We start from the raw sequence: 25,667 nt of genomic DNA, 5'->3' as shown, positions 1-25,667 counted from the left end.
TAGGCACGATGATTGAAGCAATTTTACACTATGAATTTTTACAAAATGCCTTTTTCTCTGGATTATTAATTGGCATACTTGCTCCATTGCTGGGTGTGTTTATTGTTGTACGTAGACTATCCTTGATTGCGGATGCATTGTCGCATGTAACACTCGCAGGAATCGCTGGGAGCTTATACATCAGTCAATCAGTAACAGCATTAGCAATGCTCAATCCTATTTATCTAGGAATATTAGCCTCAGTTAGTGGCTCTATTTTAATTGAGCGTCTAAGACGTTTGTATAAGCACTATGAGGAGCTTGCCATTCCAATCATTATGTCAGGTGGTATTGGGATTAGTGCTATCTTTATCTCACTTGCCAGTGGCTTTAGTACAGATTTAATGAGCTATTTATTTGGCTCAGTATCTGCTGTGTCTCGCCAAGATTTATGGGTAGTGATCGGAATAGCGGCTATTGTTATTGTCTTTTTGTTTTTATTTTTTAAAGAATTATTTGTTTTGTCTTTTGATGAGGAATACGCAAAAGCTAGCGGACTTCCGGCTCGTTGGGTTCATCTTTTATTTATGATTGTGACAGCACTTGTCATTGCGGCAAGCATGCGCATAGTAGGTATTTTACTTGTATCATCGCTGATGACGTTACCTGTCGCAGCTGCAATGCGCTTGGCAAAGGGCTTTAAGCAAACCATTTTTTATGCTATTGTTTTTGGAGAAACAGCTGTATTAATTGGACTAATTAGTGCATTTTACTTGGATTTAGCGCCAGGAGGCACGATTGTTGTCACTTCTATTTTGATTTTGTTACTTGTAATCCTAGGAAAGAAGGTAGCATTTAAAATGGCTGCAAAGCAGGGGGAGGTAGCGCAATGAATATTTCAAGAGCGTGGGAAATATTAAAGGAAAATGGCTATAAAAAAACAGATAAACGGGAGTTAATATTAGATATGTTTGCAGCAACAGATAAATATCTAACAGCTCGTGATTTATTGGATGTTTTAAAAAAAGATTTTCCGGGAATGAGTTTTGATACCATTTATCGTAACCTTGCTACTTTTGTGAAACTTGGGATATTAGAAGAAACAGAGCTATCAGGGGAACGTAATTTCCGTATGCACTGTGAATCTGCGCATCATCACCATCATTTTATCTGTATGGATTGTGGCAACGTCAAAGAGCTTAATCTTTGTCCAATGGAAATGTTAGGTGAAAAATTGCCTGACTATGAAATTGAAAATCATAAGTTCGAAATATATGGGAAATGCCCAGATTGTAAGCATGAAACTCTGTCACATTAAATGTTGACAGAGTTTTTTTCTATGTAAGAAGAGGGTGCCTGTATAGGGCTACCCTCTAAATTGATTAAGCTACTGCCACTCGGCGAATTGCAACAATTTTATTGCAATCTACGATTAAAGGAGAAGCAGCTGCTGCACCTGGCTCAAGGAAGTATGCACAGCAAGTTCGTGGATCGAAGGAAATGAAAGTCACACCTAAGAAGCTAATACCTCCAGATAAGAAGATATCTAGTGTAGTAGCAAGCTCTAATTTTCTTAATTGTTGACAAATACAACTTCTACAGTTGCTGCTCATTCTTGGTGTACATTTTTCCTCTTTTTGACAAGGACATTTCTCAACTTTACGTTGACAGCATTTTTCCTCTTTTTTAGGACATTTACAGCCTTGCCAATTCATATGTGACATATATCGTTTATCTTCCATTGTCTAGACCTCCCTTCCTCTAGTTTCGTAAGGGTAACCCTTACAGTAATAATCTATGTTTGGTGCATAGCTAGAGGCTGGCGATATGTCCGATAGGCAGCTTAAAAATCTATATATTTCTCAAAAACTTTGGCATTGTGTAAAGCCCTAAGTTGAAATATTGCTATAAACATCTACACAAGTTAATTTTATGGGGATAGATTTGCTTGTTTCCCCTCTACAAACGAGAAAAACGACGAGTCTCTACAGAAATGTAAGGACTCGTCGTTCAAAGATAAGTTTATTGATGTTTTTGTTGGAAATCTACCATGAAATCTCGTAAAGCTTCACAAGCCTCAAATGGCACTGCATTATAAGTGGAAGCACGACAGCCACCTACAGAACGGTGTCCATTTAGCCCGACAAAACCTGCTGCCTTTGCCTCTACAAGGAATTGCTTTTCAAGCTCCTCATCTGCAACACGGAATGTAATATTCATTAAAGAACGGCTTTCAGGTGTCGCATGGCCTTTGTAGAAACCATTACTATTGTCAATGGCATCATAAATCACTTTTGCCTTTAATTCATTATGTTTTTCAATTTCTGCTACGCCGCCTTTAGCTTCTACCCATTTTAACACCTCACCTAGCATATAGATCCCAAATGTCGGTGGTGTATTATAAAGAGAATTACTATCGGCATGTGTTGTATACTTTAGCATCGTTGGGATGTTTTTATTCGCTTTTTCAAGTAAATCTTTGCGAATAATCACGACCGTTACACCTGAAGGGCCAAGGTTTTTTTGAGCACCAGCATAGATGATTCCAAACTTTTCAATATCCACTGGCTTAGACAGAATATCACTTGACATATCCGCTACTAGTGGAACATTTCCTGTATTAGGGAAGTTTTTCCATTGTGTGCCGTATATCGTGTTATTGGAAGTAATGTGAACATAAGCATCATCTTCATTGAATTGAATAGCTTCTAATGCAGGAATATTGCGGTATTGGTTTTCTTTTGTGCTTGCAGCTTCAACAGGTGTTCCAAACAATTTAGCTTCCTTAAAAGCTTTCTCAGACCATGAGCCTGATAATACATAGCTAGCCTTTTGCTCAGTGTTTAAGAAGTTCATAGGCACCATTGTAAACTGAAGGCTTGCTCCACCCTGTAAGAATAGTACCTCATAGTTTTCTGGAATAGCGTAAAGCTTTTTTAATAAAGTAATAGCTTCGTTATGTACATCGTCGAAAATGGCACTACGGTGACTCATTTCCATAATAGACATACCTGAATCACGGAAGTTTACTAATTGTTGTTGAGCATTCTCTAATACTTCTTGTGGTAGAGCAGATGGACCTGCGTTGAAATTGTATGCACGTTGTGTCAAAGTGGTACACTCCTTGTTTGGTTAATAACAGAACTTTACTGGATTATACCCTAATTTTCAAGAGAAAAAATAAAATTCTTAATATTTGAGCAGAATGGCGACAGGCTCGCAACAAAATGTACACATTTAAGCAAGTATTTTGTGTTAAACACGAACGAATAGAAGCTTATTTTTAAAAAAAAAGTTATATTTTTCGTATATTGAATATATTTTTAGAGTTTGATATTAACAATGTTCGTGTTTTTGTTTACAGATGATTCCGTCTGATAAAATGTGAAAGAACATGATAAATCAATCTACTATTAGAGAAAATCCTTATTACTTTACGATAGGTAAGCAAATTTTTGTATAATATTATAAAGAAAAGAAAAAGAGGTGTTTAGGATGTTTACAGTAGAGAAAGCTTGTTTAGTAGTTGTAGATGTGCAAGGAAAGTTAGCAACAATTGTGGATGACAGTGAAACGATAGTTGAAAATGTGGCAAAGCTAGTACAAGCGATGCAGGCACTAGAAGTACCTATTTTATGGCTAGAACAAAATCCGAGTCGTTTAGGCGGAACAGCACTTGATATTGCCCAGCATTTACAAGGGCAACCTATTGCCAAAATGGCCTTTAGTGCGTGCCAAGAAGAGGCTTTTGTAGAGGCGATGAAGGAAAATGGACGTTCTCAATTCATTGTCACAGGTATCGAAACACATATTTGTGTGTACCAAACGGCTAGACAACTGAAAGAACAAGGGTTTGAAGTCGAGGTTGTTGTTGATGCCGTATCTTCTCGAACAAAGGCAAATAAAGAAATTGGGCTTGCAAAGATGAATGCCCTTGGTATTTATCCAACAAGCACCGAAATGATCTTATATGAGCTATTACAACGTGCAGATCATGAACATTTTAAAACCATTTTGAAGCTTGTTAAGTGACGTGGAGTTAAAATTGAAACAATAGGTCTGTGTCCTTCATACACTGTAATAACAATTTTTGCTTTCGATAGAAATGTATAAAAATATAATAATTTTATATATAAAACAGGAGATGTTTGATGGGTATATAGACCTTTTTCAAACATCTTTTTTTATTAAATCTGTATAAATTATGACATTACTCATATAAAAACTTAGCCATTCTAATTGTTGTATACTATAATAAAAAACCGGAATTCATTATAGGGAGATAACTATTAATGAGGATGATGACGATGATAAAAAATGTTAAATGGTTACTGTTAATAGTTAGTGTAGTTTTTCTTTCGATTAGTTGTACAGGTAAAGAAGTAAATGGACAAAAAGATCCTCTTTCATCAACGGAACAATTTGTTATTCAAGATTTACTGAATGATAAAGGATTATTATGCACAGATTTAACAAACCAAAAAGATCTATTTTTATCAGAGTCGGTAGGGTTATGGTTGGCGTATTTACTAGAAAAAGATGATCAAGCCCGTTTTAATGAACAAATAAATGTTATGAAATCATACTTTTTAACAAATGATTTTATTGTCTGGCGAATCGAGGGGACTAGAAAGGCTTCTGTTAATGCATTGATTGATGATTTGCGAATCATTCGTGTTTTACTGTCAGCCGGTGAAAAATGGCATGATTCAACTTACTTACAATTAGGTAAAAAAATAGGAGAGAACTTGGTTCAGCATGGAATGAATAAAGAATTATTTGTCGATTTTGTAGATGTTGACAGCCATGACAAAGCTAATACGTTAACGATTAGCTATATTATGCCTTCAGCTTTTTATGAGATGGAAAAAAACGGTCTCTTATCCCAACAACAAGTCCAACAGCAGTTAGCTATTATACAAAATGCGCCACAAGCTAACGCAGGGTTTTTTCCAAAATATTATGATATTTCCGCTGAAAAGTATGTATTTGACGAAGAATTACACATGATTGATCAGTTGTATACAGCTTATCATCTGGCTTCTATAGATGGGGACACAGCAGCATTCAAAGACTGGCTATTAAACCTTCTGAAAAGAGACAATCAATTATATGGTCGTTATAATCCTCAAACGAATCAACCAACTGTTGACTATGAATCACCAGCTGTTTATGCCATGGCAGCGAGATACATGCTTGCACTAGGCGAACAGCAAATAGCACAGCAGTTTATTGAGAAAATGGAAACCTTAAAGGACCCTACAACAGGTTATGTTGATAAAAAAACAAGGGCAACGCATAGTTTTGATAATTTACTACCACTATTAGCAGAAAGGGAGGTAGAAAATGCGTACAACAATGACTAGAAATAGAGCTATTTTTGTCTATGGAACCATCCTTATTTTACTCTTACAAATACCTACTTATTTTTTATTGCGTCAGGATGCTGAAGGCTTGCTATTATACGTTCTTTTATTGCTATTAATTGTTCTTACACTTTGGAGAGGGATCGTATTTGGACTTATAAGTAGCTTAGTATTAATTTTTATTACAGGTTCAACGTTGCTTTATACAGGAATATCAGGATCTTTGACATTTCTAGATCCAGCCTTCTCCATGCAGCTGTTTTTCCTCTATGGCATTATGTTATTGCTACTTATTCTTTGTGCCGGTAGGGTGCATGAATTAATGAAGGATCAGGAAAACTATTTAAAGAAACTGCAAGAAGACGTAAGGAATTATGTAGCGATTGATGTTGAAACGGGTTTTGATAATGAAACACGTATGTATATCAGTGTCAATGAGGAGATGCGAAGAGCGGATCGACAGAAACAAACCTTTGTTTTTATGGTGTTAAAAATTGAGAATTATCGAAAGTTCCAACAGCTTTACGGGGCAAAAGAAATACAACATTTATGGCAACAACTTTCACAAAGGATACAGCAAACTGTCAGACTAACAGATAAAAAATTTCGTTTTCGTGAAGATCATATCGGGTTGCTACTAATCGATACGACTGACAAATATATGGAAGTCATCTATGACAAATTGGACCAAGCTTTGAAAAATCATCAATTGTTAAATGGTAAATGGGTAACCATAAGTTATAAAACAAGCTATTTTACCTATCAGCCACTGCAAGAATCCACGTTTGATGAATTATTAAAAGATCTGGAAAGAGAGATGAAAACAAGTGCGCTCTAACTATCAATTATGGTTCGCCATGGGATTGCTTTGTTTTTATACTTTCATCAATAATGAAATCGCATATGCAGTAGAAGCTGACAAGCACGTGGCATTGATTTATGTCACGAGCAACCAGCAGCCAAATGATGATGTATTCTCTTTGCAAGAGATGCTGCAAACATCTACGTCCGTAGATATTGTTTATATAGAGGATATCAATGAACGCAATCTACAACAGTATAAACGCATTGTAATTTTGAACTCCTACCAAACAAAAATCCCTCAAAATGCACTATCTGCATTGAATCAATTTCAAGGACCTGTGTTGCTGATTGGTGAGAATGCACTTCAATTCGCAACTTTTTCCAAGTGGCAGGAAGGACCTGTAGTGGAACTTCGAGCTATAGGAGAAGAAAGTTTAAACAACCCTGTTCGATGGAAAAGTATACAACCTTCTGCAGATTCGGAAATAGTAAAGTATGCTTCTTCTTTGAATCAGTCCTATCCTTTTATCGTCACAAAGGGCGATTGGTCATTTATTGGAGATTTCATCAATAAGGATTTTTTGCACTATCAATGGCCAGCCATAATAGGTGAATTATTACATTTATCCAAGCCGCAGATACATCCTGCCTTTATCGTTTTAACAGATATCAATATGAAAACAGAGGTACAGAAATTAAAAGAATTAGTGATAGAATTTTCTGAAAAAAGAATCCCGGTAGCTCTTGAAGTCACACCGATTTTGCAGGATGAATATGAAAAAAAAACCTATCACTTGCACGATAACAAAAAATTATTAAGTTATTTACAAAAATTGCAAAAGGAAGGGTATCCATTCGTCCTTTCTTCGTCTACTGCTAGTCAAACTGAAAAAAATCTCGATTATTTAGTGCTTCGTAAAATCTATCCAACAATAATTAGTGGCAGTAGCTCTTTTTTTCAAGGTAGTATTCAACAAGGAAATCAAATGCTCTATCTATCGCAAAACGACAGTCACACCATATATCCGATGACAGTAGGAGCTATTGCCAATACGGACAATAATCCTTTGTATCCTGTTAAACAGAAAATAGAGCAGTTATTAAAAGTTCCGAGTTCTATCATCGGTATTCAATACCCAGCCTATTTTAATGCTTCCTATGTTCAAGATCTTGCCACTTATTTAAGTGAACATCCACAAATTGAACTACTTAATTTCCAGCAAACAAAGCAACGAGTCACATCAGAAAATGTTTCGATTGTGCAAGATGAAAATGGCGAACAAACGATTCAATTATCGTTTACAAAAATAGAACGTTTGAAGATTTTATTTGATGAACGACCATTTGAATTGATCTTATGGGCGCTTGTCTTGATTGTTTCGCTGTTTGTTACATTATTTTTTATAAGTACCTTGCGTTTACGGATTACCTTACGTAAGAGATTATTTGAGGAGAGGAAAACAAATGGCTAATACATTATTTTTTATTTCTCTTTTCCTCATTTGGATCATGCTGCTCTACCATATGTTTTTAATGGAGGGTGGTTATTTACACTTTCGGACATTTGAAAAGTCCATTGATGACTGGGCTAAAAAAATGGACAAGGTTCCCTCTGTTAGTGTCTTTATTCCTGCGCACAATGAAGCGCTCGTTATTGAACAGACACTACGGGCCATGTCACGACTTTATTATCCGAAAGATCAACTCGAGGTGATCGTCATTAATGATAATTCCTCGGATGAAACAGGAGCTATTGCAGCGCGATACGCAGAGAAATTCCCATTTATTCGTGTCATTGAAACGGTAGAGCCAAACAAAGGGAAAGGTAAATCCTCTGCCTTAAATTCTGCCCTAGCTGATTCAACTGGGGATATTGTAGTGGTTTATGATGCTGATAATACACCTGAACGGATGGCCGTTTGGTATTTAGTGATGGGGCTCATGAATGATCCGAAAGCGGCTGCCACTGTTGGGAAATTTCGCGTTATTAATGCGGCAGAAACATGGTTAACGCGTTTTATCAATATAGAAACGATTTGTTTCCAATGGATGGCTCAAGGCGGGCGTTGGAAATGGTTTAAGGTGGCAACTATACCTGGCACTAATTTCGCAATCCGACGGACGGTTTTGGAGCAATTAGGTGGATGGGATGTGAAAGCATTAGCTGAAGATACGGAGCTGACCATCCGTGTTTATAATTTAGGCTACCATATTCGTTTTTTCCCAAAAGCCATTACGTGGGAGCAAGAACCAGAAACGTTAAAAGTATGGTGGAAGCAGCGCACAAGATGGGCAAGGGGCAATCAATATGTCGTGCTGAAGTTTTTAAGTCAATTTTTCACCCTAAAAAGAAAAAGTATAATATTTGATTTATTTTATTTCTTCTTTACGTATTTTTTATTTTTCTTTGGTGTCATTTTATCTAATGCCCTGTTTATTATTAATTTATTTTATGATATTGGATTGACCGTTGGCGACATTGCTCTTGTTTTATGGGTTTTAGCCTTTTTACTATTTTTAGGTGAAGTGATGATTACCTTAAGTATTGAAAAAACAGAAATGAATCGAAAAAATTTCTTCTATGTCATACTTATGTATTTTACCTATTCACAAATGTGGATTGTACTAGTCGTTTGGTCATTACTATTAGAAATAAAGCGCATGTTTACAGGCCAAGAAGTTCAGTGGTATAAGACAGAGCGTTTTTCCAAGCAATCAGATAAAGGAGCAAAATAATGAGAACCAAATTTTTCTATTTATGTTTATTCTGTATTGGTTTTTTATGTTTTGCTAATGATGCAGTTGCAGCTACCATTACCGTAGATGACAACACCATTGCAATTGAAGGTAATCAACAGCAGAAAAAGCCATTATTAGCACAGCCAATTGAATTACAGGGACCTTCCTCGTCCAGAGATTTTTATTACAATCTAAACGAGGATGTAGCATTCAATAACCAGCAAGTTACTTTTCAAATCCAACATTCTGAGCTACTTATAGCGCCATCCTCCTTCACGGTGAAAGTGGATGATGTAGCCATTAAAACAATCCCATTGAAAGCAGATTTATTAAAACAGACTGTTACCGTCAATCTTCCAAAAGAAGCACTGCTAAAGGGTTCTCATAAAATTTCAGCTAGTTTTTATGGCATTCTTAAAGAAGGGATTTGTGTACCTCCTGGCAACGCTGGAAATTGGCTACGTATCGAAATACAATCGTCTATTTCAGCATTTAGCGAGGAGAGCAATGTTTGGTCATTAAATAGCTACCCTGCTGCGTTTTTAGGCTATGAGGGCTATGCAACGACGGTTATTGTACCAAAGCAAGCCTCTGAAGCCACATTAAACAGCGGGTATCAGCTTGCAGCCTTTTTATCTCAACATGGTGACACAGATGTACAGATTGAGCGTGAAGGTGCTATTAATAAGATAACAGGTCCCATCATCATCGTAGGGGCAAAAAATGAATTTAGTACAAGCCTATTGAAAAAGATGTTAGAAAATATAAGTGTTGAGAAAGATGCCATGACACTTACGATGCAGGAACTAGTGAATACAGACTCTCATCGAAAAGTACCTCTTTTAGCCGTAACCTCTTCAAATGGACAAGTGATTCAGGATCGACTATCTTTTTTAACCGAAGCAAGATTATTCGAGCAATTAATCGGTGATACATTAGCGATTCAAGATATTCCTAAAATAGAGGATTCATCTGATACAACGATTTCATTTAAGCAATTTGGCTTTGAGGATCGACTTTTATCCAGCCAGGCGACAATGACACCTCATTACTATGTGTCCTTGCCACAGTTAGAGGCAAATAAAGAAGCTTTCATGCGTTTGATAGTCAAAAAATCAGCAACTATACCGGGTAGCAAAGAGGATGAGGATCGAAAATTAGAATTGATCGCGTATATCAATAATGTGCCACATGCAGTAGATTTACGAAAATTAGAACAAACAACAACAGATATGTATGAGGCCCTTATACCGATTCAAACCAATGTGCTCAACAAACTATCAATGACCGATATCCAATTTGAAGTAACGGGCTTCCAACTAGAAGATCCATGCGAAACAACCAATGAACGGTATTGGATTTACATTGATAGTGACAGTACATTATCGATTACAAAGGACACTTCTGAACCGACATTTACATTACGTGATTTTCCTAATGCTTTTCATGAAAATACGTTAATCGTTATACCTGATAATGGGGAAATGGACGATACAACAATGGTATCGCTTTATAAATCGCTAATGACGAATGGCAATATGGCGCAAATTTCGCTGATGAAGGATAAGAATGTAACAGAGGAAGCTTTACAAAAGCATGCAGTGATTTTTATGGGCGAAATGGAACAGCTCACATGGCTTTCCAAACAAGCCACAAAAATTCCTCATACATCTGAGCAGCTTCTCACACAAGGGTTTTTACCTGAGGCAATTGGTCAATATGTGTTTATAACAAAAAATTTCTGGCAGCTTAACGAGCCTTTATTATGGATTCATTCAGTAGAACATGCTTCTGTAAAAGGTGACTTTTATGCTCACTTAAAAGAGACAGATTCACAGACAGACGCTGCGATTGAAACAAAAGAAGGACAATTTGTCGTGGCAGTGGAGCAAAAAGCTGATAGTGGTGATGTGAAGGTAGATAAAAAAGGTGAAATATCCTATATTTTAATTGCAGAATTTCTTGGGCTCATCCTTGTCATCGCAGTTATATTGTATATCATCCTTCGTAAACGAAAGAAAAATCAATTGAAACAATAAAAGCAAAGTCGCGATTGTGCGACTTTGCTTTTTTACGCAGGCATGTCCGTTGGTGTTGGTTTTGCATAGCCTTCTTTATATGTGTCATCAATGAACTGACGAATCTCTTTTAAGCTCTTGCCTTCTTTATGCAGTTGTGCTGACTGGACAGCAATCTCTAAGCAAACTAAACAACGTGTCCCATGATCATCCCAGACGATAGAACCATCCTCACGTTTTTCCTGAATAAAGCAGTTTAAATTACTTTTATGGCCAGCTGATTCTCCACAGCCGCAATAGCATGGCATCCATTCGAGAATCTCTGTCGATTGTCCAGCGATTTGATAGACTAAGCGAATATTTTCTTGTTTGTCCTCTAAAAAGGTCGGTAGGACGTCAGCAGAAGCGGTTACTTCTTGGATATCACCCGAAGCCTCCGCATGGCTATGTCCTTCATGTGAGGCGTCATTTGCCTCAGGAGTGGTATCAGCACTGTTTTTATTTTCTCCACAAGCACTTAATAACAGTAACGCCAATACAACAAAAATAGAAATCGATTTCTTCAAAAATAGCGCCTCCTACATGTTTACAATGCTTCCATTATAACATCGTTTTCATAAACATTTACAGGCAGCCTCGTTGAAAATCAATGAAATATATCTAATCCACGTGTTTTGTTCATGAAATGTTCCATTTTCTCGCTCAATAATTTTTTTAGGAAAAAGCCGAACAGGATAAAAGTGAACCAGAAACCTGCTAGGAAAAGAAGGTCCATCCAGACTGTTGACCAGATAATTCCTCCAACAGCTTCACGCATCATTTCAATCGCATACGTAAAAGGTAAGAACGGGTTGATTATTTGGAAAAACCTTGGCAATAACTCAACTGGATAGGTTCCGCCAGAGCCAGCAATTTGTAATACGAGCATCACAATAGCTAATGCTTTCCCTACATTGCCGAAGACAGATACGAGTGTATAGACAACCGTTACAAATACGAGACTAATGAAAAGTCCAAATAAGATAAAGTAGGTAGGTGCTTGAATGGAGCCATCTACTAAGAAAATATCTCCGATAGTAATAATAAGGGTTTGAATAAACGAAAAAGTTGCAAATGTTAAGAGTCGGCCAAAGTAAATTTCTCGAATACTGTAAGGTGTATCTCCATGAAGATTCACAGATAATAATGAAATTAACAGTAAACAGCCTACCCAAATAGATAGTACTGTGTAAAACGGTGTCATGGCTGTTCCATAGTTCGCAATAGGGAATACGCGATGTTCCTTTAGTTTAATGGGTTCCTCAAAGAAGTCACGTTCAGCATTGACATCATTTTTAAGTAATTGCACAATCTCTGCTATATCCGCTTCCTCTTCTAACGTTCGTAGCTTATTCGCTAATTCTTTGATTTTAGCACTTAAAGTCGGAAATTCTGTTTGTATTTTTTGAATAGCGTTATTCGCTGTTCCTAGCATGTTTTTGGCCTGTGTCAATTTATCTGTTGCCTGAGGTATGAATTGTTTTACATTTGTCAGCATGGTAGAAGCGTTAGTTAAAGTTTGTTTCGCACTGGTAAGGGTAGATCGAATTTGTGGCTCTAGACTTTCGTTATAGTAGGATAAGAATTTTTGTAAATTAGCTGTAGCATTTTGTGCGATTTGCTGAATAGATGAAATATCCTGCTGGATGACATCTTGATCAATTGGCTTTAATTGATTGATTTTATTTAGTATAGCGTCATGCAAATTTTGCAATTGCTGTAAAGCGGTAAGCGCATTTGACGTTGAATCAATGAAGCTTGGAGGATGCTGCAAAACTTCGCGAATGGCTGTAAGCTGTTCAATAATTGGTTGATTCGCTTCCGCATTACTTTCCTGCAAAGAGCCGATAATGGTTGTTAAGGAGTCCTCTAATTGTTTACGAGTCAAAGCATCTGCTTGAATTAATTTTTGCAGTGCCACAAGCGTTTGAATACTATTGGTTATATTGTCTTTGGATGTTGCCAATTGATTTTTAAGTGCCTCTTTCGTTTGCATGATAGAGGTAGGATCAAGGCTTATACTATTGAGCTGATTGATGATATCTGTAAAATGTTGGGCGATATTTTGAACAGTTGTGACATCCTTTTTGATGATAGGGGATAGTTCATTAAATAAAGCATCTGCTTCATTCACTAAATGTAAACCCTTTTGAATGGTAGTTAAACCATCTGTTGTTAGTTGTTCCACCTGTGGAACTTGTGTCAGTGCCTGATTAAGTAATTGATTTGCCTCTTTTCCTTGAGTAGAGGCTTGAGTTAAAAATGTATGAATATCAGGTAAATGCTGTTCGATAGTAAAAACATAATTTTCGAATTTGCGGAAATCAGGAATGTCACGTTCCATTTCAATTCCAATTGTATTAAAAATAGAAAAAAGTGTGCCATTGACTGTCGAGACAAATTCACTCGAAACCTGCTGCGTAAGAACGCTCGCTCCTTTACTTGTAATTTTAGGGGCAATAGGATTCTTTTTTTCATTTACATAATAATCAATATGGGCTTTCATTGGTTGGTCGGTTAGAATGGAGGTTAGTTTTTGGGAAAAATCATTTGGAATGACAATGACAGCAAAGTAATCACCATTTTTTAAATGTTCCTTGGCTTTTTTCTCCGTCTCGAGCGTCCAAGTAAAGCTTTTATTGGTACGTAAAGTCTCGATAACCTCATTCCCGACATTGATTGCTTCATCTCTCACAGTGGTTCCCGTATCTTCATTGACAATCGCGATTTTCATATTAGAGGTGTGGGCGTATGGGTCCATGGAGGCATAAATATTTAGCCAAGCATAAAGAGAAGGAAGGAAAATTAGTCCACCTATAATGACAGCTACGACCCAGTTTGTGACAATATTACGGATATCTTTTGTATAAATTTGAAAAACATGCTGGAACGAGTTTTTCATCATGATCACCCCACATTCAAATTTTGCATGAACTCTCACTATGTATGTTCCCAAATATACTTGAAATTATGTTATAAATGTGAAATATCTTCATTTAAAGGCGAATTAGTTTACTAGGTTTTCAAAACAATTTATAATCAATCGCGAATGCACTAAAATTAGGGCTTTTAGTGTAAAAAAGGAGGTCACTACTTTAGTGAAAAAATTATTAATTATTGGCTCTGTAATTGTTGTTTTATTTGCAGCAATTATTGTGCTTACCAATGTCTCAAACAAAAGTAAATTAGAAAGCGCAAACAATCCTTATGGCGATAAAAAGCTAAAACAAGAAACAATTGATCAATTGGATGATGCAAACTATCAAAACATTATGTTACCAGACGAGCTAGAAGCTAAAATTAAAGCGGGCGAACCGGTTAATGCTTATTTCTTCAGTCCAATCTGTGTACACTGTCAAGCATTTACACCTGAATTAATGCCGATTGCCGATGAGCTAGGTGTGGATATTGCTCAATTGAATGTCTATGAATATGATGATTTATGGGAAAAATATAATATTGAAGCAACACCAACATTTATTCGTTTCGAAGATGGTAAAGAAGTAAATCGTTTTGTAGGAGCTTTAAAAGAAGAGGATTTACGCACATTCTTAAATACCGTTGTGTTAAATAAATAGAGAAGTGTGAGACTGTATCAAAAGTTATTTTGATACAGTCTCTTTTGTTTTTGTAGTGTATACTAAAAATACTGAATAGTCGTACACTGGAGGAATTATGAATGTCAATCGATGATTATTTTTATAATGGTGAGCTAATGAAATGCTATGAATTAGCGAAGCAGGTGACAAACGAAGAGGACAAAGCACTGGCACAAAAATATATCACTTTATTAGAAGAGTATGAATATGATCGCTATCCAAAGCCAACTCCTCATAACGAAGTACAGCATGTGGAACGTGCTGATGAAAGCTATCCAGAATCAGATCTAGTTGTAGAAATACGGGCAATAAAAGATGAGGAGGCATTTACGAAGCGTATTCAGCAATTGGAGGAAGTCGCGAAAACAGGAACACCAGCTGACAAAGCACAGTCTTTTTTTACACAGGGAGAGCTGTTCTTATTCGCACATCATTACAATGAGAGTGTTCACTGCTTTCAACAAGCCGTAAGGGAAAACCCGAATAAAGCTGTCTACTGGGGAATCACAGGACAGACCATGCACCGTTTTGGCTGGATGCCTTTCGATGCGCTTGGTTATTTAGAGCAAGCGATACATCTAGATCCCACAAACCCACGTTGGAAATGGAATAAAGCCCTCGTACTTATTCAATTAGCTAAAGATTTGCAAATGGCTCCATTTATGGCGAATGCGGCAATCACTTTAGAGGACGCACTAGCTTCTTGTGGCGAACAGCAGCGGTCATTGAAAGAGGCCATTCAAAATACAATAGATAATATGGATAGCTATGTTTTCTCCTAACATTCAGGATGTCTCCAACGCATATGGAGACATCCTTTTCACTTAGAAATCTAGTGAGCGGGGTTCGTTGCCATATTCCACAATCATGGTATGATAAGAAAGAAAATGATTTGTAGATATAAAGGACGGATTTTTTTATGGCACAAGAAGTGGCAAATAAGTTTATTGAAAACGTATGTAATCATTTAGTTCGCAATATGAATATTACAAAAGTGGAAGAGCATTTTAAGGAAACGATTGCCATGCAGCGACAATCAGCCGCAACATCAATGGACTTTTGGGATATGTTGATGATTAATATGCTTTATTTTACAGAAAATGAACAGGCTTGGGAGCAGGAATTTCTAAAAATGCTCCAGGCAAAAAAGTGGCTAAAGCCAGCAGCTCTTGAAGAGGAATTATTAATGCATCAGATGCGAATTCGTCAACAAGTTGCAGAGCAAATGGATGCTGCAAAGGATTTATTCCATCAGCAATATGAGACGGAAGGCATGACAGAGGAAGCGATTATTTATGATTATGCGTATAGCTCTGCTGGGCATTCCATGCGCATGGATTTATTAACTGTTCTTGTATCAACGCCAGAACAATCCAAAATACTCTTTGACGCAGACCCACAAGAAACGATACGTATTGTTAATGGCTATATTGCCTACCATACAGATGGACTAATTAATAAAACAAAATTATGCTAATTTTGTTACGAAGCTTTACGTGAAAGGAATTTAATTGAATGAATACACCATTTACTTTTAACCATACACAACCAACAAATATGGATCCAACGAAGAAATACCCTGGTATTTTTTTGCTACATGGCATGGGTAGCCATGAGGATGATTTACCAACATTAGTGCAGGATTTTCAAGAGCAATGTCATATTTTTAGCTTACGAGGGCCGATTACACAGAAACCTGGCTATGCTTTTTTCACCATTCAAGAAGTAGGGCAACCAGATCGTGCTATCTTTGATAAAGTGTTGGTGGCATTGCAACGGTTTCTATTAGAGGCCATCGATGAATATCAAATCGATCCCCATAAAGTATTTGTTCTAGGCTTTAGCCAAGGTGCGGTATTAGCACAATCACTTGCCTTTGTTATGGGGAATTTAGTGACAGGAATCGTTGCATTAAGTGGCTATACACCCAAATTTGTGACAGAGGAATATGCCATCCGTTCTGTAGAACATTTACAGGCTTTTATTTCGCACGGAGATTATGATTATGTCATTCCTTCTCAATGGGGCATGGAAAGCAAAGAGATCTTTGAACAATTTGGTGCCACGGTGACATTTAAACAATACCCAGATGGACATGGTGTAACACCTGACAATCTTCGTGATTTGGTGGCATTTTTAGCGCAGCAACTGCAGGAAGAAATTCAATAAAAGGAAATCCGAGGCAAAGATTTGTCTCGGTTTTTTTGGCTACTGCAGTATGATCTATCATCCAATTATTTTTCTCCAATAGTGATTGGAAGAATCGAGGCAAGAAGGTTCAAATTCACGTCAGTCGGTGGTATCATAGAAGATGTTGTGAATGAGCGTGCTTTGTTAGATGAAAACATGTACTTTATGTGAACAGAGAGACAGAACAGATCTAAAAGGGGTAAAATAATGATTTGATGTGCTAGATGCAAATTTTGTCGCTTTCTATCGATGGAAGCGTGTAGAAATTATGGAGAAAAGGAATTAAGCTGAATGGAACAAAATCTGAAAACGGAGCATAAACCACAATCCTCCGAAAAAACAAGAGGGAAGTCATCACGTTCTTCTATTTTAGCGCAAACCGTCAAAACAGGGATTATCAAATCCAATTTAATACCTATGTGGGCTGGTTTAACGCTAGGCATGTACAAAAATAAAATGACGTTTGTAGACAATATACCAGAAATCATTTTTTCAACAATCGGTTCTGCCCTTGTCATTGGAGCAGCAGGGGCCTTTAATAATGTCTATGATCGTGACATTGATGCGATTATGCCTCGTACACAAAGCCGACCAACTGTAACAGGTGAAATGTCAGCGAAATCGACTTTATCATTAGCTGTCGTAATGTTAATTATTGGGATAGCTGTGTTAGCACTTGCTTCACCGCTAGCCGCTGCATTTGGTTTATTAGGTGTATTCCTATATGTAGTCCCTTATACAATGTGGACAAAGCGTCGTACGATTTATAATACAGAAATCGGTAGTATTAGTGGTGCAGTACCGCCATTAATTGGTTGGTCTGCTGTATCGACAGATATTACACACCCAGCGATACTTGGTTTATTTTTTGTTATGGTCATTTGGCAAATGCCGCATTTCTATGCTATTGCCATTCGCAAACGTATAGACTATGAAGCAGCCAGTGTGCCCATGCTACCAGTTGTCAAAGGGATGCGACGTACGTATTATCAAACCAATTTTTATTTAATCTTATTGATTCTATCAAGCTTTTTATTTGGCTCGTTAAGTGTAGGTATTATGCTTGTGGCATTGATCTTAAGCGTTGCTTGGCTAGTGATGAGTATTTACGGCTATCATAGTAATACAGATCAAGTGAAATGGGCTACCAAAATGTTTGTTTTTTCACTATTCCATATGACTATACTATTCTCAACAGTCATTGTGTACTCGTTAGTAGGGGTTATCTTTAAGCTATATTAATTTTCCCCTTTGATGTCTATTTATTTCCGAAATGGCAGAGAAAAAGAAAAATTTACTTAGTGCAGAAGCATTTGCTAAATAAAAACCAACAAGTTTACGCGTTTTTATTAAAAGTTAAGTTTAGAAGCTAAATTTATTTTAAATAGTGAATTCTTATATAATGTCACACATTATATGTATAGAAAGAAAAAGGATAGAAGAGCTTAAGTAAATTTGCTCTTTCTATCCTTTTTCTTTCCACAAATGACCTTAAGTAATTCAAAAGGAGCTTCTATCTATTCAACTAATGGGTCAGTTTAGGTGGATGTGAAAAAAATTACATATATGAAATCGGGCAATACATTGTTAAGATTTGATAGGTCAAACATCCTGTTGGGAAACTTTCGGAACAAAGGGATACTGTGTAAATTTTTATATTTAGGAAGAATAAAAATGAAGTTATATAGTACACAAGGTTTTTTTATGATAGTGTTTCTGATTTTTAAATGCGAAATCATGATGTAAGTTGTCCTATACACACTTGATTTCGTGCATGATTATTTTATTTATAAAAGAGGTAAATTATATGACAATAGTATCGTTTGGATTATATGTATACCAATGGAAGCTATCATACACCTAGGTTATCTAAGTTCACGAAAGAAATGTTGATTCTTATTCAACTAACGGTGCAAGTGAATTGAAAAGAATAACGCTTGATAATGACTATTAAAGGGAGATGGGAAAATGGCTATAACCTTTGTGAGTTTATGGGTTGGTTTAACAGTGCCAATCGTGTTCTTGGTTGTTTTTGCAGTGCTTAAACCAATTGTTTTGGCTGACAATACGGGAATAAGCATGATTCTTATTGGATTATTCGCTGCTTTTGTTGATGGAAATGTAGGAATGAAAATATATGAAAAGAAAATTGTGCCCTGGTTTGATAGACGAAAGAAAAAAAGAAAATTTCTGTAGTTTTGGAGATACTCTTCAATTCACCGGCTGCTTTATTTGAAAAAGAGACAGCAATCGTTATATGTAATTCCATAAAAAGATGTCTTTTGAGCAATAATACTTCGCAAACCCTTATTTTACGATAAATAAGAAGAATCCCTTTTGAAAAAAGTTTGATCAAAAGGGATTCTTCTTTAGCAGTTTTAAGTTAGGTTATTATAAAAAATGTTGATTATTTTCTACCTATGTTGCTCCACAATCGCGCCCGATTGTTGAATAAGGTACCGATTTGTTCAGCTACAGCAATTAGTTGAACAACTCCGAGAAAGAGACATACACTTTGTTATTTTAAACTTAGGAATTGATACCAGAACACCAACTAGTAAATTTTTCTTAACGGTAATGGCAGCAGCCTTTAGTGAACTAGATAGTGAAATGATTAAAGAGAAGCAACATTCAGGAATTAAATTGAGCAAGCAAAATGGTAATATCGAGGAAGAGTTAAAAAAATACAGATAAGCATAAGAATCATGCTATTGAATTACGTAATACTCCGATAAAACTGTAAAGGAGATATGTACAATTACAGGAATCAGTCAGGCGGCATTATATCGTAGGCTAAAGGAAATGGAAAAAGATAATGTATAACAATTTTAATGTGTTTAATTATTTTGCAACCGATTTACTTCCTCATTCGACTTTATTGTGTAACGGAGAGGAGAACCAAAATGGATATAGCAAAATTAGTAAAAAAAGCAAAAAAGGGTGATGATGAATCATTTGAACTTCTGATAGGTTCTGTTCGACAAAAGCTGTACCGAACAGCCTATGCGTACGTTAGAAATGAACAAGATGCTCTTGATGTCTATCAAGAAACTATTTATACTGCCTATATTTCAATAAAGACATTAAAAAAGCCTGAAAGTTTTTCGAGTTGGATTACAAAAATTCTAGTTTTTAAATCGATTGATTTTATTCGGAAAGAATCCCACCATTTTACTACAGATAATGAGGAAATCTTTACTGAATTAATCGCTTCTGAAAATGTTGATTTTATTATGCATTCGATGGATTTATCAGAAGCCTTTAAATTCTTAAATCCTACTGTTAAGACCATTATTTTGTTGAGGTATTATCATGATCTGTCTATTAAAGAAATTGCCACCATAATGAATTATCCGGAAGGAACCGTGAAATCACACTTAAATAGAGCGAAAAAAGAGCTAAGACCCATTTTAAAGGAGGGCTATCTTTATGAATAAAGACAAATTCAATCAATCTATCAACAACATAAATGTACCTATTGAAAAGCTAATGGCAAGGGAGAAGACGGCTATCTTTCAAGCCAAGAAAAATAGAAAAGTAAGAACCTCAAAACGGTCACTTTTGGTTGCATGTGGGTTATGTATTACTTTACTCGGTTCTGGATTTGTTTCAACAGGCATGGCAGAAGCATTATCAAATATTCCCCTAATCGGTCCAATTTATAAGGACTTTAGAGACATTGCCTCAGATAAAATTGAACACGATCAACTTACGACAGTAATTGATAAACAAGATAGTAAAAATGGCTTAACAATGACTGTAAAAGAAGCAGCTTATGATGGCAGCCGGTTAATCGTAACATTAGTTTACACAGGAGAAAAAGAACTTTCGATGAAAGAAGAAATTGTCGGCTTTAATTATATAACAATTAATGGACAACCAGTTAAACCAGCGATTGGTTCAACAGGGCAAGATGACATAAACTCGAAAACAATAATTGAACATCATCAATTTACTTTTTCTAATTATAATGAATATGGAGATAAAATTGAGATTGCGGTCCATGGAGAAGATTTATTTGGCTATGAGGGCAAGTTGAAGGTGGCTTTCCCACTTGAAAAAATAAAAGGTGATGCATTTGAGTTTTATCCAGAAGTTACAACTGAAACGGTTGATGAAGTTTATACATTAACGGCCGACAAAGTAACATTTTCACCTCTATCAACTAGAATAGACCTAACGATTGATTACCCTACTGAAATGGATGAAAACGATAGTTGGCCATGGTTTGATTTCTCTGTAGTCGATGATAATGGTCATGTATATGATAAACTGAAACTACAAGCAGGCATGGCTGGGAACTATGGTCATCATATGGTACTGACTTTGCCTCCAATGGATACGATACCAAAATCATTAACACTCAAACCAAGTCATACAAATAGTGAAGGTTTTAGTGAAGAAATAAAAGAACTAGAATTGGTCGTTCCTTTAAATAAAAGTAAATAAGGACCTAAGCCGGATTCCAAAGCCATTGGAATTCGGCTATTTCACATTAAATTTTCTTAACGTTGTAAATCTCCTGACGGGACCCCTAAAAGAGCCTTTAAATATGATCTTAGATTATTCTACAATCTGGCCCAATTGCTGAATAAAGAAAAATCCTGCATATAACAGGATTTTTGTTCAAATTTTTTTAAATTATTATTCTAAGTTCTAAAAAAACAGTTCATCTTTTTTATAAACGGTACAACTTTCTTACAAACGGTTAAATTTTGTTTTAAAGATACAAGTGGTCTACAAATAAAAAAGCACACCACTATTATTTTAGTGATGTACTGATTTGATAATACACTATTCAACATTATATACCAATTCACTATTTTCCTAATTCTAACTATCATTAATAGGAATAATGTTTACAAATAGCTGTCATTTTTTACTACTTAAATGATTCAACATGAGCTGTAACCCATTTGTTTTCGTATACTGTTCAGCAAGAATCGGTCATTGGGCAAGCTCTTGCTAATGTGTAACATGAAAGACAATCTTTTGCTACTATGGTTTTAGAATACATTCTTCAGAGTATATTTGTTGTTTTTTCATTATCGACTGAAATGATTTGGCGACTTGGCCATTCGAATGCATGTAACTGTCCACCAAACACAGCCCCACCGTCTATGCCAATAATATTATTTTCTCCGAAATAGACACGATAATCAGTTGGATTGTGGTGTAGGTTATAGGTAGGAGTATGGCCGAAGATAACCGTTTTTTTCCCTTGATAGCCGGCATGAAATTCCTCGCGAATCCAAAGTAAGCGCATGGGGTCAGTTTCGGCTATCGCAACATCTGGTACAACGCCACCATGGACAAAAATAGCATCCTCTAATTCAATGTATATTTCAAACGTCTCGATTAACTGTAAATGTTCTTCGAGCTTCGGCAATGTTTTAATAAAGCTAGGCAAAGTATTACTTTGGATCGCTTCCTCAAAGTCTTCTAGCTGGTAGCCATAGCTTGCTAATGTTGCCTCTCCACCACAAAGCCCTACCCAATGGTTCCATGGTTTAGCAAGGCCTGAACGGCATGCATTGAGCATGATCGCCTCATGATTGCCTAGCAAAACGCGTGCACCCTTTGCCTGTAATTCACTCACTAAATTTAACACACCACTAGAAGAGGGCCCTCTATCAATGTAATCACCTAGTAAAAAAAGCTGATCGTTCATTGGGTCGTAGTTTGCTTTTAATAGTAATTCTTCCAGCAGCCCTAATTCTCCATGTATATCACTAATTGCTAGTATTCGCTTCATTTACGAGCATCCTTTCTAATAGTACAGCTTTACCCTTAAGTATAGAGAATTATTCTACAAATTTCGACTTTTCCAGCTTCTCCTGGCTTTTTCCATAGAAATTTTAGAGAAATAATTCTCTTACTACTATTTTTATCATATGATAGGTGATTTTATATCTTTATTCATTTGTCTAGAGAGGATGACTTATGAGAGGAAGGAAAGGGGGGAACGTAACAGCAGAAGCAAATAGCAATGCTTCTACTGTTCAATAGTAAGATTAGATTTGTAGTTTTTCCCATGCTTGCTTTGCTATTTGCTCATCAAATGTTGAAATTAGGCGAAAATTATGGCTGTCTAAAATGCGGAAATGCTGACTGATGACGTTTTGCTGTAGTCGAAAACCACCGTGCTCCTGAATGTTTTTCCACCATATGTATCCACCCATCGTTTTTTCTTTTGGCTGCAATGTTCCATTATTCGCGATTAAATCCACAACCTCTAATGGATCACCACCAAGCTCGTGCTGTAATATCGTGCTGTCCCGACACAATGTGCAAACAGTGACAGTGGTTGTCCAGCCGGCTAGTATTCGACCTTTTTCAATTTGGACAAGTGTTTTTTTGGATAGTCCTAGTAAATCACTCATTTGATCCTGTGTAAAAGATTTTTCTGTACGGATTAATTTCAGTTTTTCTGAAACGAGTGTGATTAATTGTTCACGATTCATCCTAACACCCCTTATTTTCAGATTGTTAAATTCCATTATACATGAAAGTAAAGATGCGTGTTTTTCTTTCAACATGGGAAGGTGAGGAGATGGACTAAAATTAAAACAGACTGCCCATAATGGACAGTCTATCGGATGTTAAATCTCATATTTTTTCGTATCAGAGATCACCCTGAAGTGGATGCCTTTAATCTGTGCACTTACTTTATGGCGAAGTGTATCAATATCTACAAGCTCCTCTTTATTTTTAACACACACGGCAATCTCTTGTAATAGCTTTGTAAAAGATTCTTTAAATAAGGAGCGCATATTATCGAAATCTAAACTACGAAAACTCCCATCAATATCGAAAGCTTCAACAGAATTTAATTGCTTAGATGCGCCTGCAAAACGATCATCGTAGACTGTGTAATTTTCATCTGTTACCACGATAATAAATAGAACTTCTCCCGTGATTGTTTTTAATTCAATATTTGTTTTGTGTTTTTTTACGTCAGTAATAATGTGAATACCATCTGAATGATATAGCTTAAATAATGTCATGTGTATGGCCCCCTGCAACTAGAATCATTTTTCTCTATTCATTATATAGTGAAATGGCTAATAATGGAATAAGGAATACCTGTTTCATACTATTACGATTGAACCTCTGTTTTGAGAGAGAGATTTTTCCGAAGAGGACGTACCTCAATATAATGAATTTGATGACCTTGTTGCTCATAGATGCTAAAAATGTAGGAGCCTAGCTCAATATTTTTTGATGCTTTAATGCCGTTATTCACGGTTAAGAACCAACCACCTAATGTTTCCACTTCTTCGGCATCCAGCGTAATGTTTAATAGATTTTCCACATCTTCCACAAGCATCTTTGCATTTAATAAATAGTGATGATCTGTAATTTTTCGAATATCCGCAATTTCATCATCATCAAATTCATCTCGAATCTCACCAACAATTTCTTCTAATATATCTTCAACTGTTACTAGACCAGATGTGCCACCATATTCATCCATGAGGATGGCCATATGGATTCGTTCTTTTTGCATACGTACAAGTAATTCTTGGACTGGAATGGTTTCAATTACTCGAATGACAGGGTTAATGAAATCCTCCAGAACTAATGAGTCGTCTGTCAGTTGTTCAAGTAGACCATGCGTTAATAGTTCTTTGGCATTGATGAAACCTAATATATTATCTCGGTCACCATCATAGATCGGGTAACGCGTATATTTTTCAGCCGCAATGTAATGAATAATATTGGTGAATGATTCATTTTGTTCAATTCCAACAATTTCTGTTCGGGGAACCATAATTTCGCGCGCAATACGTTCGTCAAATTCGAAGACGTTATTGACATATTTGAGCTCAGATTTATTGATTTCACCACTTTTAAAGCTTTCAGACAGTAATAATCGCAATTCTTCCTCTGTATGAGAAAGCTCATGTTCGCTAGCAGGTTTCATGCCGAATAAACCAACTAACACGCGTGCAGAGCCGTTCAAGAACCAAATAAATGGATACATGATTTTATAGAAAAACATAATTGGTTTTGCGAAAAGAAGTGTAATGGATTCAGCTTTTTGAATAGCTGCCGTTTTTGGGGCTAGCTCGCCGACCACTACATGTAAAAACGTTGCAATGGCAAAGGCTGTTCCAATTGTAAAGATCGTCATATACTTATCGGAAATGCCGATCATTTCGAATAGCGGGTGAAGCATAAATTCAAATGTTTTTTCACCAACCATCCCGATACCAAGAGCTGTTACAGTAATTCCTAATTGACAGGCTGATAAGTATTCGTCTAAATGTTGAACAACATGCTTAGCAGCAATTGCTTTTTTATTGCCTTCTGCAACCAGTTGATCAAGTCTTGAGGAACGTACTTTTACAATGGCAAATTCTGTTGCCACGAAAAAGCCTGTTAAAGCTAATAAAATGGTAAAAATCGATAGGTTTATTATGGTCTCCAAATAGTCGTTCTGTAAAAACAGAACGTCACCTCCTAATTATGAATGAGTAATAATAAGGATTGCATCAATGCAATACTTTCGGGTGAAACATTTTTCTTAATCGTTTCAATTTTATTATCATCTTGCTTGTTCATTTGTGCTAGCAGAGAAGTGACATCATGCTCTAAATCTTGCATTTTTAAACGAAGCACTTGTACATCGATTTCTTCATAGGGTGTGATGTTTAACTCATGTTGGATTTGTACGAGTGAAAGCCCCTGTTGTTTGCGCTGTTCAATAAATTGAAGCCGTTTAATCATGGCTGGGTCATAGTAGCGATAATTTGTTGCAGAACGTTCTGCATCTAGCAAACCAATGTTCGTATAGTAGTCGATTGTTCGTTTAGTAATGCCTGTTTTTTCTGCAAGCTCGCCAATTTTTAATTTCTCTGTCCCAATGCAAACACCTCCAAACCATCACGTGATACTTTGATTATAACGTGATGGTTTTAGTTTATTCA

General features: G+C 36.3%; 25 protein-coding genes and 1 pseudogene. 17 read left to right on the top strand and 9 right to left on the bottom strand.

The window, feature by feature from the left end; all coding sequences use genetic code 11:
• Positions 1 to 8 precede the first annotated feature (8 nt).
• Together JTI58_RS00200 and JTI58_RS00195 are read left to right on the top strand one after the other, a co-directional pair.
• Positions 9 to 872 carry a metal ABC transporter permease gene (locus JTI58_RS00200; protein ID WP_205444411.1) on the top strand — a complete coding sequence of 288 codons (864 nt, stop codon included), beginning with the start codon at positions 9 to 11 and terminating at the stop codon, positions 870 to 872.
• Positions 869 to 1,297, top strand: a complete 429-nt coding sequence (locus JTI58_RS00195) for a Fur family transcriptional regulator (RefSeq protein WP_004227247.1) — start codon at positions 869 to 871, stop codon at positions 1,295 to 1,297. Before JTI58_RS00200 ends, JTI58_RS00195 begins: the two co-directional genes overlap by 4 nt.
• Before the next feature lie 64 nt (positions 1,298 to 1,361).
• Here the strand turns inward: JTI58_RS00195 and JTI58_RS00190 are convergent, their stop codons facing one another.
• Together JTI58_RS00190 and serC are read right to left on the bottom strand one after the other, a co-directional pair.
• Entirely contained in the window at positions 1,362 to 1,721 is a 360-nt protein-coding gene (locus JTI58_RS00190) for a hypothetical protein (protein ID WP_205444410.1), read from the bottom strand.
• Between the two features lie 280 nt (positions 1,722 to 2,001).
• Positions 2,002 to 3,090 (bottom strand): 3-phosphoserine/phosphohydroxythreonine transaminase, encoded by a 1,089-nt coding sequence (gene serC, locus JTI58_RS00185; protein ID WP_205444409.1) that lies wholly within the window; start codon positions 3,088 to 3,090, stop codon positions 2,002 to 2,004.
• A gap of 384 nt (positions 3,091 to 3,474) precedes the next feature.
• On the opposite strand from serC, the gene JTI58_RS00180 reads away from it, so the two are divergent.
• The 6 genes from JTI58_RS00180 to JTI58_RS00155 all read left to right on the top strand — a co-directional run bounded on the left by JTI58_RS00180 (position 3,475) and on the right by JTI58_RS00155 (position 10,927).
• The gene (locus JTI58_RS00180) at positions 3,475 to 4,011 is read left to right on the top strand and encodes a hydrolase (protein WP_205444408.1); all 537 of its coding nucleotides are present in this window, start codon (positions 3,475 to 3,477) and stop codon (positions 4,009 to 4,011) included.
• Between the two features lie 275 nt (positions 4,012 to 4,286).
• A complete protein-coding gene (locus tag JTI58_RS00175) occupies positions 4,287 to 5,345 on the top strand; it encodes a hypothetical protein (protein ID WP_243456263.1) in 1,059 nt (352 codons plus the stop codon).
• Positions 5,326 to 6,183: a diguanylate cyclase domain-containing protein gene (locus tag JTI58_RS00170; protein WP_205444407.1), complete on the top strand. Its 858-nt coding sequence runs from the start codon at positions 5,326 to 5,328 to the stop codon at positions 6,181 to 6,183. Before JTI58_RS00175 ends, JTI58_RS00170 begins: the two co-directional genes overlap by 20 nt.
• The gene (locus tag JTI58_RS00165) at positions 6,173 to 7,621 is read left to right on the top strand and encodes a DUF2334 domain-containing protein (protein WP_243456261.1); all 1,449 of its coding nucleotides are present in this window, start codon (positions 6,173 to 6,175) and stop codon (positions 7,619 to 7,621) included. The genes JTI58_RS00170 and JTI58_RS00165 overlap by 11 nt, the downstream gene beginning before the upstream one ends.
• Positions 7,614 to 8,885 carry a glycosyltransferase family 2 protein gene (locus JTI58_RS00160; protein ID WP_205444406.1) on the top strand — a complete coding sequence of 424 codons (1,272 nt, stop codon included), beginning with the start codon at positions 7,614 to 7,616 and terminating at the stop codon, positions 8,883 to 8,885. The genes JTI58_RS00165 and JTI58_RS00160 overlap by 8 nt, the downstream gene beginning before the upstream one ends.
• Entirely contained in the window at positions 8,885 to 10,927 is a 2,043-nt protein-coding gene (locus tag JTI58_RS00155; RefSeq protein ID WP_205444404.1) for a cellulose biosynthesis cyclic di-GMP-binding regulatory protein BcsB, read from the top strand. Before JTI58_RS00160 ends, JTI58_RS00155 begins: the two co-directional genes overlap by 1 nt.
• A gap of 32 nt (positions 10,928 to 10,959) precedes the next feature.
• Here JTI58_RS00155 and JTI58_RS00150 read toward each other — a convergent pair whose 3' ends face one another.
• Complete coding sequence (locus JTI58_RS00150; protein ID WP_205444403.1) at positions 10,960 to 11,472, bottom strand: PCYCGC motif-containing (lipo)protein; 513 nt, start codon at positions 11,470 to 11,472, stop codon at positions 10,960 to 10,962.
• 80 nt (positions 11,473 to 11,552) lie between these two features.
• Complete coding sequence (locus tag JTI58_RS00145) at positions 11,553 to 13,850, bottom strand: YhgE/Pip domain-containing protein (RefSeq protein ID WP_243456259.1); 2,298 nt, start codon at positions 13,848 to 13,850, stop codon at positions 11,553 to 11,555.
• A 193-nt stretch (positions 13,851 to 14,043) separates the two neighbouring features.
• Here JTI58_RS00145 and JTI58_RS00140 point away from each other — a divergent pair, with 193 nt between their 5' ends.
• From JTI58_RS00140 to JTI58_RS00100, 9 genes and pseudogenes are all read left to right on the top strand, one after another.
• On the top strand, positions 14,044 to 14,523 hold the full coding sequence (locus JTI58_RS00140; protein WP_205444401.1) for a thioredoxin family protein: 480 nt from the start codon (positions 14,044 to 14,046) through the stop codon (positions 14,521 to 14,523).
• Positions 14,524 to 14,624: 101 nt separating this feature from the next.
• Positions 14,625 to 15,326 (top strand): tetratricopeptide repeat protein, encoded by a 702-nt coding sequence (locus JTI58_RS00135; RefSeq protein ID WP_205444400.1) that lies wholly within the window; start codon positions 14,625 to 14,627, stop codon positions 15,324 to 15,326.
• Between the two features lie 137 nt (positions 15,327 to 15,463).
• Positions 15,464 to 16,021: a hypothetical protein gene (locus JTI58_RS00130; protein ID WP_205444399.1), complete on the top strand. Its 558-nt coding sequence runs from the start codon at positions 15,464 to 15,466 to the stop codon at positions 16,019 to 16,021.
• A 38-nt stretch (positions 16,022 to 16,059) separates the two neighbouring features.
• Positions 16,060 to 16,713, top strand: a complete 654-nt coding sequence (locus tag JTI58_RS00125) for an alpha/beta hydrolase (RefSeq protein WP_205444398.1) — start codon at positions 16,060 to 16,062, stop codon at positions 16,711 to 16,713.
• A 312-nt stretch (positions 16,714 to 17,025) separates the two neighbouring features.
• Entirely contained in the window at positions 17,026 to 17,976 is a 951-nt protein-coding gene (cyoE, locus tag JTI58_RS00120) for a heme o synthase (RefSeq protein ID WP_205444397.1), read from the top strand.
• A 726-nt stretch (positions 17,977 to 18,702) separates the two neighbouring features.
• On the top strand, positions 18,703 to 18,930 hold the full coding sequence (locus JTI58_RS00115; protein ID WP_205444396.1) for a hypothetical protein: 228 nt from the start codon (positions 18,703 to 18,705) through the stop codon (positions 18,928 to 18,930).
• Positions 18,931 to 19,200: 270 nt separating this feature from the next.
• Positions 19,201 to 19,557, top strand: a pseudogene (locus JTI58_RS00110) (recombinase family protein); the annotation flags it as partial.
• An 80-nt stretch (positions 19,558 to 19,637) separates the two neighbouring features.
• Positions 19,638 to 20,171: a sigma-70 family RNA polymerase sigma factor gene (locus JTI58_RS00105; protein WP_205444395.1), complete on the top strand. Its 534-nt coding sequence runs from the start codon at positions 19,638 to 19,640 to the stop codon at positions 20,169 to 20,171.
• Positions 20,164 to 21,183 carry a DUF4179 domain-containing protein gene (locus JTI58_RS00100; RefSeq protein WP_205444394.1) on the top strand — a complete coding sequence of 340 codons (1,020 nt, stop codon included), beginning with the start codon at positions 20,164 to 20,166 and terminating at the stop codon, positions 21,181 to 21,183. The genes JTI58_RS00105 and JTI58_RS00100 overlap by 8 nt, the downstream gene beginning before the upstream one ends.
• Positions 21,184 to 21,754: 571 nt before the next feature.
• On the opposite strand, the gene JTI58_RS00095 is transcribed toward JTI58_RS00100, so the two are convergent.
• From JTI58_RS00095 to JTI58_RS00075, 5 genes are all read right to left on the bottom strand, one after another.
• Positions 21,755 to 22,489, bottom strand: coding sequence for a metallophosphoesterase (locus tag JTI58_RS00095; protein WP_205444393.1), 735 nt, complete (start codon positions 22,487 to 22,489; stop codon positions 21,755 to 21,757).
• Positions 22,490 to 22,748: 259 nt separating this feature from the next.
• Positions 22,749 to 23,198: a helix-turn-helix transcriptional regulator gene (locus JTI58_RS00090; RefSeq protein ID WP_205444392.1), complete on the bottom strand. Its 450-nt coding sequence runs from the start codon at positions 23,196 to 23,198 to the stop codon at positions 22,749 to 22,751.
• Between the two features lie 138 nt (positions 23,199 to 23,336).
• The gene (locus JTI58_RS00085; protein ID WP_004227282.1) at positions 23,337 to 23,741 is read right to left on the bottom strand and encodes a hypothetical protein; all 405 of its coding nucleotides are present in this window, start codon (positions 23,739 to 23,741) and stop codon (positions 23,337 to 23,339) included.
• Between the two features lie 92 nt (positions 23,742 to 23,833).
• Positions 23,834 to 25,168, bottom strand: coding sequence for a hemolysin family protein (locus tag JTI58_RS00080; protein ID WP_205444390.1), 1,335 nt, complete (start codon positions 25,166 to 25,168; stop codon positions 23,834 to 23,836).
• Between the two features lie 32 nt (positions 25,169 to 25,200).
• A complete protein-coding gene (locus tag JTI58_RS00075) occupies positions 25,201 to 25,542 on the bottom strand; it encodes a MerR family transcriptional regulator (protein WP_243456444.1) in 342 nt (113 codons plus the stop codon).
• Positions 25,543 to 25,667: the final 125 nt, after the last annotated feature.

The organism is Lysinibacillus fusiformis (assembly GCF_016925635.1).
In the GTDB taxonomy this organism is placed as follows: Bacteria; Bacillota; Bacilli; order Bacillales_A; family Planococcaceae; genus Lysinibacillus; species Lysinibacillus fusiformis_F.
Note: the sequence above shows the minus strand (reverse complement) of the source record. Positions and strands in the feature narration are given on the sequence as shown.

Excerpts from the sequence above, each read along its gene's own strand:
- JTI58_RS00125 (WP_205444398.1), top strand. The coding sequence starts at position 16,060 with ATGAATACACCATTTACTTTTAACCATACACAACCAACAAATATGGAT.
- JTI58_RS00135 (WP_205444400.1), top strand. The coding sequence starts at position 14,625 with ATGTCAATCGATGATTATTTTTATAATGGTGAGCTAATGAAATGCTAT.
- JTI58_RS00095 (WP_205444393.1), bottom strand. The coding sequence starts at position 22,489 with ATGAAGCGAATACTAGCAATTAGTGATATACATGGAGAATTAGGGCTG.
- JTI58_RS00175 (WP_243456263.1), top strand. The coding sequence starts at position 4,287 with ATGATAAAAAATGTTAAATGGTTACTGTTAATAGTTAGTGTAGTTTTT.
- JTI58_RS00145 (WP_243456259.1), bottom strand. The coding sequence starts at position 13,850 with ATGATGAAAAACTCGTTCCAGCATGTTTTTCAAATTTATACAAAAGAT.
- JTI58_RS00105 (WP_205444395.1), top strand. The coding sequence starts at position 19,638 with ATGGATATAGCAAAATTAGTAAAAAAAGCAAAAAAGGGTGATGATGAA.
- JTI58_RS00160 (WP_205444406.1), top strand. The coding sequence starts at position 7,614 with ATGGCTAATACATTATTTTTTATTTCTCTTTTCCTCATTTGGATCATG.
- JTI58_RS00180 (WP_205444408.1), top strand. The coding sequence starts at position 3,475 with ATGTTTACAGTAGAGAAAGCTTGTTTAGTAGTTGTAGATGTGCAAGGA.
- JTI58_RS00200 (WP_205444411.1), top strand. The coding sequence starts at position 9 with ATGATTGAAGCAATTTTACACTATGAATTTTTACAAAATGCCTTTTTC.
- JTI58_RS00115 (WP_205444396.1), top strand. The coding sequence starts at position 18,703 with ATGGCTATAACCTTTGTGAGTTTATGGGTTGGTTTAACAGTGCCAATC.
- JTI58_RS00100 (WP_205444394.1), top strand. The coding sequence starts at position 20,164 with ATGAATAAAGACAAATTCAATCAATCTATCAACAACATAAATGTACCT.
- JTI58_RS00085 (WP_004227282.1), bottom strand. The coding sequence starts at position 23,741 with ATGACATTATTTAAGCTATATCATTCAGATGGTATTCACATTATTACT.
- JTI58_RS00170 (WP_205444407.1), top strand. The coding sequence starts at position 5,326 with ATGCGTACAACAATGACTAGAAATAGAGCTATTTTTGTCTATGGAACC.
- JTI58_RS00195 (WP_004227247.1), top strand. The coding sequence starts at position 869 with ATGAATATTTCAAGAGCGTGGGAAATATTAAAGGAAAATGGCTATAAA.
- JTI58_RS00130 (WP_205444399.1), top strand. The coding sequence starts at position 15,464 with ATGGCACAAGAAGTGGCAAATAAGTTTATTGAAAACGTATGTAATCAT.
- JTI58_RS00155 (WP_205444404.1), top strand. The coding sequence starts at position 8,885 with ATGAGAACCAAATTTTTCTATTTATGTTTATTCTGTATTGGTTTTTTA.
- JTI58_RS00190 (WP_205444410.1), bottom strand. The coding sequence starts at position 1,721 with ATGGAAGATAAACGATATATGTCACATATGAATTGGCAAGGCTGTAAA.
- cyoE (WP_205444397.1), top strand. The coding sequence starts at position 17,026 with ATGGAACAAAATCTGAAAACGGAGCATAAACCACAATCCTCCGAAAAA.
- JTI58_RS00090 (WP_205444392.1), bottom strand. The coding sequence starts at position 23,198 with ATGAATCGTGAACAATTAATCACACTCGTTTCAGAAAAACTGAAATTA.